The organism is Phenylobacterium sp. (genome assembly GCF_030646615.1).
Classification (GTDB): Bacteria; Pseudomonadota; Alphaproteobacteria; order Caulobacterales; family Caulobacteraceae; genus Phenylobacterium.
In genome coordinates this window covers 1-17,933 of record NZ_JAUSLG010000027.1, presented here as the reverse complement: position 1 = coordinate 17,933, position 17,933 = coordinate 1, and the positions used below count along the sequence as shown (strand labels likewise).

Sequence of the window (17,933 nt, the reverse complement as noted above, 5' to 3'; positions counted from 1 at the left end):
TCTAGCAGATGCGAACGTGCTTGCAAATCAATTGCAGCTTGAAGGCTGATGTCCGGCGCGACCGTATGTCGCGCGGCGACGCGCTTGGTCCGCGCCCCTCTTAGGCGCAAGAGTCCCGCCGCGACCGCCGCCTGGGGAGTGAAACCAGATGGACTTCGACGCGCTGCTTCTCTCGCGAATCCAGTTCGCGTTCACGATCGCGTTCCACATCATCTTTCCAAGCTTCACAATTGGACTTGCGAGTTACCTAGCCGTCCTTGAAGGGCTCTGGCTGACGACACGGAATGAGACCTTCAAGACCCTCTATCTCTTCTGGGTGAAGGTGTTCGCCATCTCGTTCGGGATGGGCGTCGTCAGCGGCGTCGTGATGAGCTACCAGCTCGGCACCAATTGGAGCGTCTTCTCCGCCGTGGCCGGCCCGGTGATCGGCCCCCTGTTCGCCTTCGAGGTCCTGGCCGCCTTCTTCCTGGAGGCGAGCTTCCTGGGGGTGATGCTGTTCGGCTGGAAGAAGGTGGGGCCGGGGCTCCATTTCGCCTCCACGGTGCTGGTGGCGTTCGGCACGCTCACCTCGGCCTTCTGGATCATCTCGGCCAACAGCTGGATGCAGAGCCCGTCGGGCTTCGCCGGCACGGTCGAGGAAGGCCTGGTGGCGGTGGACTGGCTGCAGGTGATCTTCTCGCCCACCTTCCCCGAGCGCCTCGCCCACATGGTGCTGGCGGCCTATCTGACCACCGCCCTGGTGGTGGCTGCGGCCAGCGCCTACCGGCTGCTGCGGGACGCCACCGAGCCGGAGTCGGCCATGGCCCTGAAGATGGCCATCGGCATGCTGGCCATCGTCGCCCCCCTGCAGCTCCTGGTCGGCGACCTGTCGGGCAAGGACGTCCTGAAGCACCAGCCCGCCAAGCTGGCGGCCATCGAGGCCTTCTGGGAGACGCGGACCGAGCAGCCCTTCCATATCGCCGCCTGGCCGGACCGGGAGATTGAAGGCAATCACTGGGAGCTTTCCATCCCCAAGATCGGCAGCCTGATCACCGCCGGTTCGACCGAGGCAGAAGTCCAGGGCCTGACGGCGTTCGCGCCGGAGGATCGCCCGCCGGTCTTCATCGTGTTCTGGGCGTTCCGGCTGATGGTGGGCCTGGGTCTGGCCATGATCGCCCTGGGCTTCTGGGGCGCCTGGCTGGCCTGGCGCGGTCGGATCGCGAGGAGCCCGGCCTTCCTGCGGGCCTGCGTGGCCATGGGTCCGGCAGGGTTCGTCGCCGTGATCGCCGGCTGGGTCGTCGCCGAGGTCGGCCGCCAGCCCTATGTCATCTATGGAATCCTGCGCACCGAGGACGCCGTCTCGCCCATCGGCGCCGGCTCGGTCTCGGCCTCCCTGCTGGCCTTCCTGGTGGTCTATGGAATCGTCTTCAGCGTCGGCGCCCTCTATATTCTGCGGATGCTGGCCGAAGGGCCGCTGGCCGGGGCACACGAGGCGCCGCCAACGGAAGATCGACCGCCCGGCTGGGCCCTGGGGGCCGCGCCGGAAAATCCGGGCGGGCCTGAAGACCCGGCCAAGCCCGCCCCCCGGGAGGACCGCTGATGGACCTCGACCTGCCGCTCATCTGGGCCGGCATCATCGCCCTGGCGGTGCTGCTCTATGTGATGCTCGACGGGTTCGACCTCGGCATCGGCATCCTGTTCCCCTTCGCCCGGTCGCCCCGCGACCGGGACACCATGATGAACACCATCGCCCCCTTCTGGGACGGCAACGAGACCTGGCTGGTGCTGGGCGGGGGCGGGCTCTTCGCCGCCTTCCCGCTCGCCTATGCGGTGATCATGCCGGCCCTCTACATCCCCATCCTGCTGATGATGATGGCGCTGATCCTGCGCGGGGTGGCCTTCGAATTCCGCGCCCGGGGACGGGTCAGGGGCAAGGCCTTCTGGACCGCCGCCTTCGCCGGCGGCTCGACCGTGGCGGCCCTGGCCCAGGGCCTGGTGCTGGGGGGCTTCATCCAGGGCGTCACCCTGGAGGGCGAGGCCTTTGGCGGCGGCCCCTTCGACTGGCTGACCCCCTATACCCTGCTGGTGGCCGTTGGCCTGACCGCCGGCTACACCCTGCTCGGCTCCACCTGGCTCATCTGGCGCACCGAGGATGATCTGCACGGCGATGCCCGGCGCTGGGCCTGGAAGGCCGTGATCGCCAGCGCCGCCCTGCTGGCGGTGGTGAGCGTGGCCACCCTGTTCGTCCATCCGCTGGTGGCCGTCCGTTGGGGGTTCGAGGACGGCGCCTTTGATGTCGCCCGCCTGGGGATGCTCTCCCCCATTCCGCTCCTGGGGCTTGCGGGCCTGGCTCTGGTGGTCCGCGGCCTGTCCAAGGGCGGCCATGTGGCGCCCTTCCTGGGCGCGCTGACGGTCTTCGTCTCAGGCTATCTGGGCCTGGCCGTCGGCTTCTTCCCCAATATCGTCCCTTACGACCTGACCTTCCGCCAGGCGGCCTCGGCGGAGAATGCGCTGGGCCTGATGCTGGTGGGGGTGGCGATCCTGCTGCCGGTGATCCTGGCCTATACGGTCTGGGTCTACTGGGTCTTCCGCGGCAAGGTGGGCGCCGATGCCGGATATCATTGAGGGGCCGCCGGAGGCCGACGCCCCCCCGCGGCCGCTGGCGCGCCGCCTGGCCTGGTTCATCGGCCTCGCCCTGGCGGGCATGGCCGCGACCGGCGCCGTGGCCTACAGCCTGCGCGCCCTGCTCGGCCTGGAATGAGCCCCCTCCCCTTCGCGCCTTGAGGCGGCTAGAAGCGGCCCCATGACCTCCACGCCCGACTGCCGCCTCTATCTGATCACGCCGCCGGTCCTCGACGACCTGGCGGCCTTCGGCCGGACCCTGGCCCAGGCCCTCGACGCCGGCGACGTGGCCGCCCTGCAGATCCGCCTGAAGGACGCCCCGGACGAGGTGATCGCCGCGGCGGTCGATGTCCTGACGCCCATCGCCCACAGCCGCGACGTGGCCGTGATCCTCAACGACCGCCCCGACCTGGCCGCCGCCTTGGCTTGCGACGGGGTGCATGTGGGGCAGGACGATCCCCCCTGCCGCGAGGCCCGCAAGATCATGGGCAAGAACGCCATGATCGGCGTGACCTGCCATGACAGCCGCCACCTGGCCATGGAGGCCGCCGAGGCCGGCGCCGACTATGTGGCCTTCGGGGCCTTCTTCCCGACGACCACCAAGGAGGCGCCCACCCGGGCCGAGCCGGACCTGCTGACCATCTGGCAGGAGTCCATGGAGATTCCCTGCGTGGCCATTGGCGGGATCACGGCCGAGAACGCCGAGGGGCTGGTGGCCGCCGGCGCAGACTTCCTGGCGGTCTCGGCCGGGGTCTGGGCCCATCCCGGGGGTCCCGCCGCCGCGGTCCGGGACCTGAACGCCGCCATCGCCCGCGGGCTCGCCGCCCGAGCCCAGACACAAGCCTAGACGTCCGCCCGACACCCCGCCTTGCCATAGGGCGGCGCGGCGACTAGGTTCCGCCGCCCATTTCCCGCCCGAGCGCCGACCACCGCCGCCCGTCCTTGCGCGCACTGGAACAGACCGTGGCCACGCAAACCGCACTTCTGAAAGTCATGTCCGACGCCGCCCGCAAGGCCGCCCGAGGGCTCAACCGCGACTTCGGCGAACTGGCCGAGCTGCAAGTCTCCAAGAAGAGCGCCGCCGACTTCGTCTCGGCCGCCGACATCAAGGCCGAGCAGACCATCTTCGAGGCCCTGACCGCGGCCCGCCCCGGCTATGGCTTCCTGGGGGAAGAGCGGGGCATGATCGAGGGCACGGACAAGACCCACACCTGGATCGTCGACCCCCTGGACGGCACCACCAACTTCCTGCACGCCATCCCGCACTTCGCCATCAACATCGCCCTGGAGCGCCAGGGCGCCATCGTCGCGGCCCTGACCTTCAACCCGGTGAGCAACGAGCTGTTCTGGGCCGAGAAGGGCAAGGGCTGCTTCCTGAACGACCATCGCCTTCGGGTCGCCGCCCGCACCCGGTTCGACGAGTCGGTGATCGCCACCGGCATCCCCTTCCTGGGCCACGGCCAGCACGCCAGGTTCCTGAAAGAGCTGCACCAGATCAGCCAGCGGGTGGCCGGCGTCCGCCGCTTCGGCTCCGCGGCGCTCGACATGGCCTATGTGGCGGCGGGCCGGTTCGATGGCTATTGGGAACGCGACCTCAATCGCTGGGACCTGGCGGCGGGCATCCTGCTGATCACCGAGGCGGGCGGCAAGGTGAGCGACGCCGACGGCGGCGAGGACGTGCTGGCTTCAGGCTCGGTCTGCGCGGCCAACCTCGAGCTGCATCCCATGCTGTTGGAGCGCCTGCGCGCCGCCGCCTGAGCCCGCCCGGGACATCGGCTTGACGCAACCGTCACAAGGGGCGGCTAGATCAGGGGCATGAGCGCCCTCACCCGTCGCGCCTTCACGGCGTCCGCCCCCCTGGTCCTGGCCGCCTTCGCCCAGCCAAGCCTCGCCCAGCAGGCCCGAGCCCGCCCCCTGGTCATCGCCCATCGCGGCGCCAGCGGCGAGCGGCCTGAACACACGCTGACGGCCTATCAGCGGGCCATCGACCAGGGCTGTGACTTCATCGAGCCCGACCTGGTGATGACGGCCGACGGCGTGCTGGTGGCCCGGCACGAGAACGAGATCTCCGGAACCACCGATGTGGCCGAGCGGCCCGATTTCGCCAGCCGGCGAACCGAGCGCAGCATCGATGGGGTCAAGACCGCCGGCTGGTTCACCGAGGACTTCACCCTGACCGAGCTGAAGACCCTGCGGGCCAAGGAGCGCCTGCCGGCCCTGCGGCCGGCCAGCGCCGCCTTCGACGGCGCCGAGCCTATCCCCACCTTCCAGGAGGTGGTGGACCTGGCCACGGCGCAGAGCCGGCGGACCGGCCGGACGATCGGGGTCTATCCCGAGATGAAGCACCCGACCTATTTCGAGGCCCGCGGCCTGGCCATGGGCGCCCGGCTGGCCGCCGAGCTGCGGGACAATGACCTGGATCGCCGGGACGCCCCGGTCTTCGTCCAGTGCTTCGAGCCCAGGCCCCTGCGCGCCTTCCGGCAGATCAGCGCCGCGCCGAGCGTCATGCTGGCCGGGGCCGGGACCCTGTCTGATACGATGCTGGCGGAGTTGGCCGAGTTCGCTGACGGGCTGGGGCCGGAGCTGAAGATGGTCCTGCACCTGGACCAGCCCAGCCTGCCCCCCACCGGCCTGATCGCCCGCGCGCAAGGCGCAGGCTTCAAGGTTCATCCCTGGACGGTGCGGCTGGAAAACAGCTTCCTGCCGGCCACCCTGCGCCGGGGCGAGGATCCGGCCGCCCATGGCGACGCCGAGACCCTGTTTCGCGCCCTGTTCGCCGCCGGCGCCGATGGGGTCTTCACCGATTTCCCGGAAGCGGCCGTGAAGGTCCGCGAGGCGATGGTCTCAGGCTGAGGCAGTCAGGCCGCCTGGCCAAACTGCAGGGCCGCCAGCTTCGCATAGAGACCGCCCCGGGCCGCGAGTTCGGCATGGCGCCCCTGTTCGACCACACGGCCCTGGTCCATCACCACGATGCGGTCGGCCTTGAGCACCGTGGCCAGCCTGTGGGCGATGACCAGGGTGGTGCGGCCGGTCATGGCCTCGTCCAGGGCGGCCTGCACCAGCCGCTCGTTCTCGGCGTCCAGGGCGCTGGTGGCCTCGTCCAGCAGCAGGATCGGGGCCTGGCGCACCAGGGCCCGCGCAATGGCCAGCCGCTGGCGCTGCCCGCCCGACAGGCTGCGCGCCCGGTCGCCGAGGGCGGTGTCGAAGCCCTCGGGCAGGGCGGTGATGAAGGCCTCGGCCTGGGCGGCGCGGGCCGCGGCGAGGATGTCCTCCGGGCGTGCGTCTGGCCGGCCAAAGGCGATGTTCTGAGCCGCCGATCCGGAGAACAGCGGCGAGTCCTGGGCCACCAGGGCCATGCGTTCGCGCACGGCCTGAGGATCGGCCTGGCGCAGGTCCACACCGTCCAGGCGAATGGCCCCCTCGGTGGGATCATAGAAGCGCAGCAGCAGCCGCAGCACCGTGCTCTTGCCCGCCCCTGACGGCCCCACCAGGGCCACCCGCTCGCCGGGCGCAATGGCCAGGGAAAAGTCGCTGAGCGCCGGAAGGTCGGGCCGACCGGGATAGGCGAAGGTCACGCCCTCGAAGGCGATCTCGCCCCGGGCGGGGCTGGGCAGGGCCGTGGGCTTGGCCGGCGGCGCGATGCCGGGCCGGGCGTCGAGCAGCTCGGCGATCCGGTCCATGGCCCCGGCGGCCTTCTGCACGTCCCCCCAGGTCTCGCCCAGGGCGCCGACCGAACCGGCCGCCATCACCGCCAGGAAGGCGAACTGGAAGAGCGCGCCCCAGCTCATCTCGCCCCGCAGGCCCGCATGGACCCCCAGCCAGAAGATCGCCACCACCCCGCCGAAGACGAGCGCAATGACCAGGGCGGTCATGATCGCCCGGGCGGTCATCCGCTTAAGAGAGGTGGAGAAGGCCTGCTCCACCGAAGCGCCGAAGCCGCCGGCCGCCGCCGCCTCGCCGCCGAAGGCCTGAACGGTCTCCAGGGCGTCGAGGGTTTCGCCGGCCTGGCCGACCGCGCTGGCGAACTGGTCCTGGGTGGAGATGGTCAGGCGCCGCACCCTGCGGCCGAACAGGAACAGGGGCGCCAGCACGAAGGGGAAGATCAGCAGGACGAGGCCCGTCAGGCCAGGGCTGACCCAGACCAGCAGGATCAGCGCCCCGACCAGGGTCAGCAGGTTGCGCAGGGCCACCGAGACCGAGGTGGCCATAAGGCTCTCGACGATCTGGATGTCGGTGGTCAGGCGCGACAGCACCTCGCCCGTCCGCGTGCGCAGGAAGAAGCCGGGGTCCAGGGTCAGGATATGGCCGTAGACCGCCTTGCGCAGGTCGGCCACCACCCGCTCGCCGAGCTTGGTGACGAAGAAGTAGCGAAGGGCCGAGGACAGGGCGAGCGCCACGGCCACGGCGCCGATCAGGGCGAACCACAGGTCCACCTGCGCGGACGACATGCCGGGCTGCGTCAGGGCGTCCACCAGCAGGCGCACGGCCCCTGACAGACCCAGCGTCGCCGCCGTGGCGGTGAGAAGAAAAATCAGCGCCCACAGGGCGTCGCCGCCCCGGCGACGGGCGAAGGGGACCAGCCGGCGCAGGGCGCCGACATTGCGGCTGCGGGGCCTTCGGGCGGCGGCTTCGTCGAGGTTCTGGACGAGCTCGGCCCCCAGGCCCGGGCGGCCGTCTGGCCTGGGATCCGAGGCGGCGGGACTGGCGGCTGGTTGGCTCATGAAATCCGTGCGCCCTTGCTTCAGGGCCGCCGTTTCTGTATACGCGCGGCTCGTTTGCGCACCCGGCCCTTGGGTTGGAGGCGCATCACCCGCTTGCTCTTACGTCGGTTGTCCTCGCGATGAAACAAGACACGCACCCCGATTATCACTTCATCACTGTGGTGATGACGGATGGCACGTCCTATCAGACCCGATCGACCTACGGGAAAGAGGGCGCGACCCTGAACCTGGATATCGATCCCAAGACGCACCCGGCATGGACGGGCGGCGCCCACACCCTGCTGGACCGCGCGGGCCGGGTTTCGCGGTTCAACGCCAAGTTCGGCGGCTTCACCCGCAAGTAGGGCGTCCTGGCCCGCCGCGTGGCGGGCCTTCGACCCTATGGGCCTTGAAAAAGAAGACGCCGCGAGCCCCTCGGCCCGCGGCGTCTTCTTTGTGTCTGGAATTCCGAGGCGCACGAGGCGCCCGCGGCGTCAGGCGGCGCCGAAGGCGTCCCGCAGACGGTCGAACTGGGACAGCACGGGATTGGGCGCGTTTGCCTCCGCCGATTCCACATACATCCGCTTGTCCAGATGCCGGACCCGCTCGAACAGGCGCTCGGAGCGGTCCATGAGTTCGACCAGACCGCCGGGCAGCAGACCGACGCTGGCGTCGGAGGGACGCCGCGCCACTTCGGCGCCCAGGCGGTAGCGGTCCTCGCAGGCGGCTTCAGCCGCCATGTCGCCCTCGCGCACGGCCCGCTGGACCAGCAGCCATGAGGCCACCTGCATCAGGCGGGTGGTCAGGCGCATGCTCTCGGCCGCATAGGCCAGGGCGGCGTTGCGATCCAGGCGCTTGGATTCCTGGCGACCGCCGCCGTCCAGATAGGAAGCGGTCTCTTCAACCAGCTCCATGCCTTCCTGGAAGGTCCGCTCGAAAAGCTCGGAGCGGGCGAAGTCGGCGATGACGTCGGCGCGCCAGGGTTTCGCCAGTGCAGTGAGTTCGCTCATCAATTCCTCAAGCCCTTGCCAGCCATTTGCACGATCTGTTCGTCCGTGGTCTGGCGACCTGCAACCCCCATGCCATAGCGGGCCGCCCTGGCCGGAGTCACGCCCCAGAGTGGGCCTGCGACCCTATTGCCGGAAAAGCGCATCGGCCGCGGCGCGTCCGGCCTTCTTCTTGTCGATAAAGGTCTGGGTGCGGGCCTTTTCGGCGTCCAGCGCCGCAATGCGGGCCTCCAGCTCCTCGACGGCGTAGAGCTCCAGGTCCTCGCGGGCGACCTCGGCCAGTCGCTGTCCCCGCCCGAGGCGGATCTCTGCAGGCTCTTCCATGTGCGCGCCTCCCTTTGCCCTGGCTCCAGAGCGGTTTATCCAACCCTCTGCGCCGCTCCGGCGCAAGCACGTGGAGGCGACAACGATGGCGCAGGCCGAGACTCTTCCCCCCCAGATGACCGCCATCGCCATCAAGGGCGGCAAGGGCGCCGCTGAGGCCCTGCATCCCGTCACCCTGCCGACGCCGGAGCCTGGCCCTGGGCAGATCCTGATCCGCGTGGAGGCCGCCGGGGTCAATCGTCCCGACATCGCCCAGCGCCTGGGCTTCTATGCGCCCCCGCCCGGGGCGCCCGAGACCATGGGGCTGGAAGTGGCCGGCGAGGTGATGGTCGCCGCCGGGCGGTGGAAGGTGGGCGACAAGGTCTGCGCCCTGCTCGGCGGCGGCGGCTATGCGCAATACGCCGTCTGCGACGCCCGTCATGCCCTGGCGATCCCGGCGGGCCTCAGCCCCCTGGAGGCCGCCGGCCTGCCCGAGACCGTCTTCACGGTCTTCGCCAATGTGTTCGAGCATGGGGCGCTGAAGGCCGGCGAGACCCTGATGGTCCACGGCGCCACGTCCGGCATCGGGACAACGGCGATCCAGATGGCCAAGGCCGCCGGCGCCCGGGTGATCGCCACGGCCCGGGGCGCGGACAAGGCCCGCCAGGCCCTGGAGCTCGGCGCGGACATCGCCATCGACGCCACCGCCCAGGACTTCGCCGAGGTCGCCCTGGCCAACGGGGGCTGCGACGTGATCCTGGACATGGTCGGCGGCGACTATTTCGCCAAGGACCTGGCGGCCCTGAACACCGGCGGCCGGCTGGTCTTCATCGCCGCCCAGGCCGGCGGCAAGGTGGAGCTGAACATCGGCGCCCTGATGCTGAAGCGCGGGGTGATCACCGGCTCGACCCTGCGCCCCCGCAGCGCCGACGAGAAGGCCCGCCTGGCCGCCGCCGTCGAGGCCACCGTCTGGCCCTGGGTCGCCGCGGGCAAGCTCGCGCCGCAGATCGACAGGACCTTCCCCCTGGCCCAGGCGGCCGAGGCCCACGCCTATCTCGAGGCCGGCGGCCATCTGGGGAAGGTTATGCTCACCCTCTAGGTTGGGGGGGACGGCGGCGTTTCCGATCCGGCTCTGTACCGAAGGCAAGAATGACGAGGGTGGAGCGCGCCGCCGCCGCGGCTGTGGCGAGCCTTGCGACCCTGGCGGTGGATCAGGGGCGCGACTGCCGGCTTGGCTACAACCCGTTGTAGGTCAACGGTTAGTTTGTGTCAGACTTGTAAGATCATAAGCGTTGACGCTGCGATAAGCCTCGCCCACGCTTGTCAACGATCGTGTCTGCCCATCGACGCCATATGCGCCGGGGCGCAGACGCGAGACAAGAACGACCGCGCCCGCAAAGAGGCGCGGCAGGGAGGACCGCGCAGTGACCCGCAATTTTCTTGCGGTTGAGCCTGGGAAGCTTGGGCCCGTCCCATCCAGGTCAGAGAGTTTTAATTTCCTTTCGACGGCGCGCCCAGCGTCGGGGCGTGCGCCTGCGCCCGCATTTGACCGCCTTGCCGCCCGGAGATTTTGATGACGGCGATCCCCTCAGAGATTCCCCCTCTGAAGCTGCATACCAAGCTGCTCTATTCTCTCGGCTCCGTCGCCAATGCCGTGAAACAGCGCGGCCTCGCGACCTTCCTGATGCTGTTCTACAATCAGGTGGTGGGGTTGCCCCCGGCCACTGTGTCGGGCGTCCTGATGCTGGCGCTCATGTTCGACGCCTTCGTCGATCCCGTGGTGGGACAGGTTTCCGACAATTTCCGCTCCAAGCTGGGGCGCCGGCACCCGTTCATGTACTTCGCCGCCCTGCCCGTCGCGGTGGCCTATTTTCTCCTGTGGAACCCGCCCGCAGGCTGGGGCGACGAGGCGATTGTCGCCTGGCTGGTGGTCTGCCTGCTCACCGTCCGCCTGTTCGACACCTTCTTCGAGCTGCCGTCCTCGGCGCTGGCCCCTGAGCTGACCCGCGACTACAACGAGCGCACCAGCCTGGTGTCCATGCGCGCCTTCTTCACCGTCGTCGGTGGGCTCGGCATGACGGTGGCGGCCTACCAGTACTTCCTGGCCGAGAACCCGGACGGCTCCGGCGGCATCCTGGCCCGGGACGGCTATCTGGCCTATTCGGCGGTCTCGGCCGTGCTGATCTTCATCGTCATCCTGGCGTCCACGGCCGGCACCCACAGCCGCATCCCCTATCTGGTCCAGCCGCCGACCCGGAAGATCACCTTCAAGGCGATGGCCAGGGAAGTGGCCCACACCCTGAATAACCGCGCCTTCGTCATCGCCACCCTGACCGGCATGTTTATCGCCGTGGCCGCCGGCTCGAAGAACGGCCTGGAGATCTATTTCGCCCTCTATTTCTGGGAGCTGACCCAGGGCCAGCTGGCCATCCTCACTGCGGTCAGCGTGGCCGGCAGCCTGTGCGGCGTGGTCGTCGCCCCCCACATCGCCCGAGCCATGGGCAAGAAGCACGGGGCGATCCTGATGTTCGCCAGCGCGCTCGCCGTCGGCATCACCCCCATCGCCCTGCGCCTGGTGGGCCTGATGCCCCCCAATGGGACCGACCTGCTGTTCGTCATCCTGCTGCTGGAGACCTTCTTCAATTCCGGCATGGCGGTGGCGACGGGGGTGATGCTGTTCTCCATGGTCGCCGACGTGGTCGAGGACGCCGAGGTCAAGACGGGCCGTCGCTCCGAAGGCCTGCTGATGTCGGCCGACAACCTCTTCAAGAAGATCGTTTCGGGCGTCGGCATCTTCATCGCCGGCTCCGTGCTCAGCATGGTCAGCTTCCCCGAAGGGGCGCGGCGCGGGGAGGTTTCCCCGGAAATCCTGCAGAATATGGGCCTGATCTATCTGCCCCTGGTCACCCTGCTCTACGGCATGGGGATCGTCTGCCTATCGCTCTTCAACATCGACAAGGCCAAGCACGAGGACAATCTCCGGATCCTCGACGAGGCCGGCGCAAGGGCCACGGCGGCCGCCCACGAGGCGACCGACACCACCGCCCAGCCCCTGCCCGGCGGCCCCGCCCCCATCGGCTCCAAGGCCTGAGGATCAACATATGACGGCCACTTCGACCCCGGCTCCGGCTGCGGCCTCCGCTGACCGACGCCTCAGCCTCACCACGCGCATCCTCTATGGCGCAGGCGGCGCGGCCAGCGCGATCAAGCAGCGGGGTCTCTCGACCTTCCTGCTGCTGTTCTACAATCAGGTTATTGGCCTGCCGCCGCAGATGGTTTCGACCGCCATCATGTTCGCTCTGATCTTCGACGCTTTCGTCGATCCGATCGTGGGCCAGGTGTCGGACAATTTCCGCTCCCGCTGGGGGCGGCGCCACCCCTTCATGTATATCGCCGCCCTGCCCGTAGCGATCGCCTTCTTCCTGATCTGGAACCCGCCGGCCGGTTGGGAACATGCGCAGATCTTCGCCTACATGCCGACCTGCCTGCTGGTGATCCGACTGTTCGACACCTTCTTCGAGCTGCCCTCCTCGGCCTTGGCCCCGGAACTGGCCAAGAGCTATGACGACCGGACGAGCCTCATCGCCCTGCGCGGCTTCTTCGGCGTGGCGGGCGGCCTGGGGATGACGCTTCTGGCCTATCAGGTCTTCCTCCGGGAGAACCCCGATGGCTCCGGCGGCGTCCTGGCCCAGGAGGGCTATTTCAGCTACGCGCTCTGCGCGGCGATCCTGATCTTCGTCATCATCCTGGCCTCGACCGCCGGCACCCACAAATACATCCCCGAACTGCGCAAGCCGCCGACCCGCAAGATCACCTTCAAGGGCATGGCCCGCGAGGTGGCCCACACGCTCAACAACCGCTCCTTCGTGGTCCTGACGATCTCGGGCGTCTTCATGTCCATGTCGCTGGGGGTGAAGGGCGGGCTCGAGCTCTACTTCTTCCTGTACTTCTGGGAGCTCTCCCAGAACCAGCTGGCCCTGCTGACCGTGGCCGGCGTGATCGCCAGCGTCATGGGCGTGTCGCTGGCCCCCAAGGTGGCGGCCAAGATGGGCAAGCGGAACGGCGCCATCACCATGTTCGCCGGCGCCGTGGTCGCCCTTCTCGGACCCATCGCCCTGCGGCTGGTGGGCTGGATGCCCGCCAATGGCACGGACCTCCTGTTCTGGATCCTGTTCGTCGACGTGATCGCCAACGGCGCCATGGCCATGATGACCGGGGTCATGCTGGCCTCGATGATCGCCGACGTGGTCGAGGATTCCGAGGTCAAGACCGGCCGGCGATCCGAGGGCCTGCTGTTCTCCTTCGACAACCTGTTCAAGAAGGTGGTCTCCGGCGTCGGGGTCTTCGTCTCGGGCGCCGTCCTGGCCTTCGTCGCCTTCCCGCAGAGCGCCGTCCGGGGCCAGGTCGACGACGAGGTGCTGCGCAACATGGCGCTGATCTATCTGCCGACCCTGCTGTTCTTCTACGCCATCGCCATCGGCTGCCTGTTCATGTTCAAGATCGACAAGGCCGCCCATGAGGAGAACCTGCGCAAGCTGGAGGAGACCGCTCTCAAGGCCGAGGCCGCCCGGGAGATCGGCCCGACCTCGCCCCCGGTGACCGGAGCCTGAGGCCTTGAGCGGCGGGCGCCCGCCGGCCCGGGATGCGAATTCCCGGGCCGCGCCCTTGTCTGACAGCTGAAGCGCCACTTAGATGCCCTGGCCTGTTCGCAGGCCGCCTTCAGTACGCGTCGCCGGCCAGGCGCCGCCTTCGGCCAAGGATCAACCGTGACCGTCAGCGCCGTGCGCCCCCCACGCCAGAAACTCAGCCTGCCCACCAAGCTGTTCTACGGCTTCGGCACCGTGGCCTTCGGGGTCAAGGACCAGGGTTTTTCCTATCTCCTGCTGATCTTCTACAACCAGGTGATCGGCCTCCCGGCGCACCTGGTCGGGCTGGTGATCATGATCGCCATGGTCTTCGACGCCATCTCTGATCCGCTGATCGGGCAGGTGTCGGACAACTGGCGCTCGAAATGGGGCCGCCGCCACCCGTTCATGTATGCCGCCGCCCTGCCGGTGGCGATCACCTACGGCCTGCTGTGGAACCCGCCGGAGCTGTCCCAGACCGGCATGTTCTTCTATCTGCTGGCGGTGGCGGTGATGATCCGCACCTTCATCACCCTCTATGAGATCCCGTCCACCGCCCTGGCCGCCGAGCTCACCACCGACTACGACGAGCGCACCAAGGTGCTCAGCTACCGGTACTTCTTCGCCTGGTGGGGCGGACTGACCATGACGCTGCTGGCCTTCCAGGTCTTCCTGCGCCCCAGCGCCGAGCATCCGGTGGGCCAGCTGAACCCGGACGGCTATGTCGCCTATGGGACCACCGCGGCCCTTGTGATGCTTGTGGCCATCCTCGTCTCAGCCATGGGCACCCACCGACACATCCCTGAACTGATCACCCCGCCCAAGCGCAAGCTGACCTTGGCGCAGGTGATCAAGGAGATGACGGGCACCCTCTCCAACCGCTCCTTCCTGGTCCTGATCATGGCCGGTCTGTTCAACGCCATGGCGGGCGGGCTGGTCCTGTCGCTGAACCTCTATTTCAACACCTATTTCTGGGAGCTCTCGGCGGTCGAGATCTCGCTGTTTGCGGTGGCCAACTTCATCTCCGCAGCGCTCGCCTTTGGCCTGGCCGCGCCGCTATCCCTGCGCATGGGCAAGAAGAACGCCGCCCAGCTGGCCAAGGTGCTGTCCTTCCTCGTAGGGGCGGCGCCCATCACCCTGCGGCTGCTGGGGGTGTTCCCCGACAACGACAATCCGGTGATCATCCCGATCCTGTTCGTCCAGACCCTGCTGTCGACGGGGCTGTCGATCACCGCCTCGATCCTCATCTCCTCGATGATCGCCGACGTGGTGGAGGATTCCGAACTGAAGACCGGCCGGCGCTCGGAAGGCCTGTTCTTCGCCGCCGCCAGCTTCGTCAACAAGGCGGTCTCGGGCATCGGCATCTTCGCCTCGAGCATGATCCTGCTGGCCATCGCCTTCCCGCAGAACGCCCAGCCGGGCCAGGTGCCCGATGAAGTGATCAGGAATCTGGGCATGCTCTATGTGCCGCTGCTGGGCTTGCTCTACGCCGCGGCCGTCGCCTTCGTGGCCTTCTACGCCATCACCCGCGACAAGCACGAAGCCTCAGTGCGCCAGCTCGCCGCAGAGGCCGGCGCCGATGGGATCGAGACGCCTGGGCCGCAATAGGCGCACGCGCCCCTCAGACGCTCAGGGCTTGAAGACGCCCATCAGCATGGGCCGGACGAACACCGCCGGGGCCGCCTTCTGCCGTACGCCGGGCACCCAGAAGGCGAGCTCGGCGCCGGCGTTGAGGGTGGCGGCCAGCATCTGGGCGGCGATGAACGGGTCCACCGGCCGGATCGAGCCCTCGGCGATTCCATCGGAGATCATCGAGGCGAAGCGGTCCGAGACCCGGTTGAAGTCCTGGCCCATCTCCTTGCGGATCGGTTCGGGCAGGGCGCTGAGCGCCGAGGATCGCAGCAGGGGGCCATAGTCCGAGAGCTGGTATTCGGCCAGGGCGGCCGCGGCGCTGGACAGCTTGCTCCACTGGTCGCCGTCCCGGGCCATGGCCAGCCGCTGGACCCGGCGCATGACCTCGAAGCTGCGCTCGAAGCAGGTGACCACCAGGTCATCCTTGGCCTCGTTGTGGTGGTAGAATGAGCCCTTGGTCACATTGAGCTCGGCCGAAATCCGGTCCACCGAGGCGCCCTTGTAGCCATGGGTGTTGATCAGCCGGGTGGCGGCCCGCAGGAAGGCGTCGCGGCTCATCTCCAGGCCCTCGCCCGGCGCCAGTTCCGACATGGGCGGCAGCTTCGGCGCCCACTCGGCGCCCGGGACGGCCAGGCCGTTCAGCAGGATGTCGCACATGCGCTCGCGGATGCGCGGATAGTCTTCCGGATCGTACTTGGGCAACCAGGAGGCCGACCAGAAGATCTGCTCCAGCAGCATGTGGGTGCGGGCCGTGCGGCGACCCCGGGTCAGCCAGGCCAGCTCCGGGGCGTCGAAGATCTGCCGCATCCGGCGGAAGGCCTTCATATAGGCGGCGAACACCTCGCCCCGACGGGGCTGGTTGAGGGCGCGGATATCCGACAGCACCGGCAAGGGCGGCGCCTGGCCTGTGGCCGTCAGGCGCAGCCGTTCCAGGTGAAGATCAAACACCAGGGCCAACCGCTCGGCGGGGTCGCTGATCGCCTGGGCGCTCTCGGCCAGATGGGCCAGCCAGTCGACCCCACGCATCAGGCAGGCGGCGGCCAGGTCGTCCTTGCGCTTGAAATAATAGGTGACGCTCGTGGTCGACAGGCCCACCGCGGCGGCCGCCACGCTCAGGGTCAGGCCTTTGACCCCCAGCTGGTTGAGGATCACCGTCGCGGCGTCGAGGATGTCCTCACGCTTGCGCTCATATCGATCCGTCGCGCGCGCGACGTTCCGTTCGCCCATGGGGATGACGGCTCCAATCCTCGCCGGCCCTGCGTGGGGAGACCCAGGAACCGGCGCAGCCCCCTCTCTATCTACACCTTGACGCAAAGGTAAAGCGAAGGTCACGCCGGTTCTGGGACGACCCGCCTCAGCCGATGGCGCCGACCGTGGCCAGGGCCACGCCGCCGTCCACGGCGATGGTCTCGCCGACCACATAGTTCCCGGCCCGGCTGGCCAGATAGATGGCGGCGCCGGCCATGTCTTCGTCACGGCCGATGCGGCGGGCCGGGATCGCCTTGGCCACGGCGTCGCCGTGGTCGCGGGCGGTGCGGTTCATCTCCGAGGCGAAGGCGCCGGGCGCGATGGCGCTGACCACGATATTGTCGGTGATCAGCCGGGCGGCCAGCCGGCGGGTCAGGTAGATCAGGCCCGACTTGGAGGCGTGATAGGAATAGGTGTCCTGCGGGTTCAGGCGGATGCCGTCGATAGAGGCGATGTTGATCACCTTGGCCGGCTGGTCATGGGTCCCGGCCTTCTTCAGGGCCACATGCAGGGCCTGGGTCAGGAAGAAGGGGGACTTGAGGTTCAGGTCCATGACCTTGTCCCAGCCGTGCTCGGGAAACTCCTCGAAGGGCGCGCCCCAGGCGGCGCCGGCGTTGTTCACCAGGATGTCGAGCTTGTCTTCCCGCTCCTCGATGGCCTTGGCCAGGGCCTGGCAACCAGCCGCCGACGACACGTCCTGCGGCAGGGAGATGCAGGTCCCGCCCCCTTGCGACAGCTCCTCGGCGGCGGCGTCGCAGGCGTCGGCCTTGCGCGACGAGATATAGACCTTGGCCCCCTGGGCCAGGAAGCCGGCGGCGATCATCTTGCCGATGCCGCGCGAGCCGCCGGTGACGAGGGCTGTGCGCCCCTGGAGGGTGAAGAGATCGAGCGCCATGAGCGCCTCCTTTGCCTATGCGTTTCCCTTGTCCCGCCTGCCCTAGCGTGAGGCTGGCGAGCCGTGATCGGGGGCGAGGCCGATTGACTCAGCCCCATCCTGTCAGGCCTATAACACGCGTTTGAATCAGCCAGGTCGCCCGTCCGAGAAGCGGCCCCCACGAAATTCGAGGACGCGCATGAGCCAGATCAATCCGGTCACCGAAATGACCCTCGACGGCGATGTCGCCGTCATCACCCTGAACTCGCCGCCGGTGAACGCCCTGTCGGCCGCCGTGCGCCAGGGGCTGTTCGAGGCCTTCAAGCAGGCCGACGCTGACGCGGCCGCCAAGGCCATCGTCCTGGTCTGCGAGGGGCGCACCTTCATCGCCGGCGCCGACATCACCGAGTTCGGTTCGGCCATGGCCGACCCCCAGCTGGCTGACGTGCAGAACGTCATCGAGGGCGCGTCCAAGCCGGTGATCGCCGCGATCCATGGCACCGCCCTCGGCGGCGGCCTGGAGGTGGCGCTGTGCGCGCACTACCGCGTGGCGACGCCCTCGGCCCGCCTGGGCCTGCCGGAGGTCAATCTCGGCCTGCTGCCCGGCGCCGGCGGCACCCAGCGCCTGCCCCGGGTGGTCGGGGTCGAGAACGCGCTCGCCATGATGACCTCGGGCCGCCATGTGCCGGCCAAGGAGGCTGCGAGCCTCGGCCTGGTGGACGAGCTGGTCGAGGAGGGCCAGCTGCGCGATCAGGCCATCGCATTCGCCCGCAAGGTGGTGGCCGAGGGGCGGCCGCGGGCCTAGATCCGCGTCCAGACCGATAAGCTGGAAGCCGCCAAGGGCAAGCCGGAGATCTTCGTGATTTTCCGCAAGGCCAATGCGCGCAAGTTCCGCGGCTTCCTGGCCCCGGAATACAATATCCGCTGCATCGAAGCGGCGGTG

16 protein-coding genes and 1 pseudogene are annotated in these 17,933 nt (G+C 68.7%); 12 read left to right on the top strand and 5 right to left on the bottom strand.

Going from position 1 to position 17,933, the window contains the following annotated elements:
• The first annotated feature begins 148 nt into the window (after positions 1 to 148).
• The 6 genes from Q7S93_RS04630 (at position 149) to Q7S93_RS04605 (ending at position 5,454) form a co-directional block, all read left to right on the top strand.
• Positions 149 to 1,579, top strand: a complete 1,431-nt coding sequence (locus Q7S93_RS04630) for a cytochrome ubiquinol oxidase subunit I (RefSeq protein ID WP_304712557.1) — start codon at positions 149 to 151, stop codon at positions 1,577 to 1,579.
• Complete coding sequence (gene cydB, locus Q7S93_RS04625; RefSeq protein WP_304712556.1) at positions 1,579 to 2,604, top strand: cytochrome d ubiquinol oxidase subunit II; 1,026 nt, start codon at positions 1,579 to 1,581, stop codon at positions 2,602 to 2,604. Before Q7S93_RS04630 ends, cydB begins: the two co-directional genes overlap by 1 nt.
• Entirely contained in the window at positions 2,588 to 2,740 is a 153-nt protein-coding gene (locus Q7S93_RS04620; RefSeq protein ID WP_304712554.1) for a hypothetical protein, read from the top strand. Before cydB ends, Q7S93_RS04620 begins: the two co-directional genes overlap by 17 nt.
• 42 nt (positions 2,741 to 2,782) lie before the next feature.
• Entirely contained in the window at positions 2,783 to 3,448 is a 666-nt protein-coding gene (gene thiE / locus Q7S93_RS04615) for a thiamine phosphate synthase (RefSeq protein ID WP_304712552.1), read from the top strand.
• Between the two features lie 116 nt (positions 3,449 to 3,564).
• Positions 3,565 to 4,359, top strand: coding sequence for an inositol monophosphatase family protein (locus Q7S93_RS04610; RefSeq protein WP_304712550.1), 795 nt, complete (start codon positions 3,565 to 3,567; stop codon positions 4,357 to 4,359).
• Positions 4,360 to 4,416: 57 nt separating this feature from the next.
• Positions 4,417 to 5,454 carry a glycerophosphodiester phosphodiesterase family protein gene (locus Q7S93_RS04605; RefSeq protein ID WP_304712548.1) on the top strand — a complete coding sequence of 346 codons (1,038 nt, stop codon included), beginning with the start codon at positions 4,417 to 4,419 and terminating at the stop codon, positions 5,452 to 5,454.
• Positions 5,455 to 5,459: 5 nt separating this feature from the next.
• Here Q7S93_RS04605 and Q7S93_RS04600 read toward each other — a convergent pair whose 3' ends face one another.
• Positions 5,460 to 7,322, bottom strand: coding sequence for an ABC transporter transmembrane domain-containing protein (locus tag Q7S93_RS04600; protein ID WP_304712547.1), 1,863 nt, complete (start codon positions 7,320 to 7,322; stop codon positions 5,460 to 5,462).
• Positions 7,323 to 7,441: 119 nt separating this feature from the next.
• On the opposite strand from Q7S93_RS04600, the gene rpmE reads away from it, so the two are divergent.
• On the top strand, positions 7,442 to 7,666 hold the full coding sequence (rpmE, locus tag Q7S93_RS04595) for a 50S ribosomal protein L31 (protein ID WP_300574632.1): 225 nt from the start codon (positions 7,442 to 7,444) through the stop codon (positions 7,664 to 7,666).
• 129 nt (positions 7,667 to 7,795) lie between these two features.
• On the opposite strand, the gene rcdA is transcribed toward rpmE, so the two are convergent.
• Both rcdA and Q7S93_RS04585 read right to left on the bottom strand, forming a co-directional pair.
• The gene (gene rcdA / locus Q7S93_RS04590) at positions 7,796 to 8,311 is read right to left on the bottom strand and encodes a protease adaptor protein RcdA (RefSeq protein WP_304712544.1); all 516 of its coding nucleotides are present in this window, start codon (positions 8,309 to 8,311) and stop codon (positions 7,796 to 7,798) included.
• A 123-nt stretch (positions 8,312 to 8,434) separates the two neighbouring features.
• Positions 8,435 to 8,632 (bottom strand): DUF1192 domain-containing protein, encoded by a 198-nt coding sequence (locus tag Q7S93_RS04585; protein WP_304712542.1) that lies wholly within the window; start codon positions 8,630 to 8,632, stop codon positions 8,435 to 8,437.
• An 85-nt stretch (positions 8,633 to 8,717) separates the two neighbouring features.
• Between Q7S93_RS04585 and Q7S93_RS04580 the strand changes: the two genes are divergently transcribed.
• The 4 genes from Q7S93_RS04580 to Q7S93_RS04565 all read left to right on the top strand — a co-directional run bounded on the left by Q7S93_RS04580 (position 8,718) and on the right by Q7S93_RS04565 (position 14,844).
• Entirely contained in the window at positions 8,718 to 9,710 is a 993-nt protein-coding gene (locus Q7S93_RS04580) for an NAD(P)H-quinone oxidoreductase (protein ID WP_304712540.1), read from the top strand.
• 474 nt (positions 9,711 to 10,184) lie between these two features.
• Positions 10,185 to 11,702, top strand: a complete 1,518-nt coding sequence (locus Q7S93_RS04575; protein WP_304712539.1) for an MFS transporter — start codon at positions 10,185 to 10,187, stop codon at positions 11,700 to 11,702.
• Positions 11,703 to 11,712: 10 nt separating this feature from the next.
• Positions 11,713 to 13,221: an MFS transporter gene (locus Q7S93_RS04570; RefSeq protein WP_304712537.1), complete on the top strand. Its 1,509-nt coding sequence runs from the start codon at positions 11,713 to 11,715 to the stop codon at positions 13,219 to 13,221.
• A gap of 156 nt (positions 13,222 to 13,377) precedes the next feature.
• A complete protein-coding gene (locus Q7S93_RS04565; protein ID WP_304712535.1) occupies positions 13,378 to 14,844 on the top strand; it encodes an MFS transporter in 1,467 nt (488 codons plus the stop codon).
• 21 nt (positions 14,845 to 14,865) lie between these two features.
• On the opposite strand, the gene Q7S93_RS04560 is transcribed toward Q7S93_RS04565, so the two are convergent.
• Entirely contained in the window at positions 14,866 to 16,095 is a 1,230-nt protein-coding gene (locus tag Q7S93_RS04560; protein WP_304712533.1) for a TetR/AcrR family transcriptional regulator, read from the bottom strand.
• Between the two features lie 127 nt (positions 16,096 to 16,222).
• Positions 16,223 to 17,011: an SDR family oxidoreductase gene (locus tag Q7S93_RS04555; RefSeq protein ID WP_304712531.1), complete on the bottom strand. Its 789-nt coding sequence runs from the start codon at positions 17,009 to 17,011 to the stop codon at positions 16,223 to 16,225.
• Between the two features lie 178 nt (positions 17,012 to 17,189).
• Between Q7S93_RS04555 and Q7S93_RS04550 the strand changes: the two are divergent.
• Positions 17,190 to 17,933: pseudogene (locus Q7S93_RS04550) on the top strand (enoyl-CoA hydratase-related protein); the annotation flags it as partial.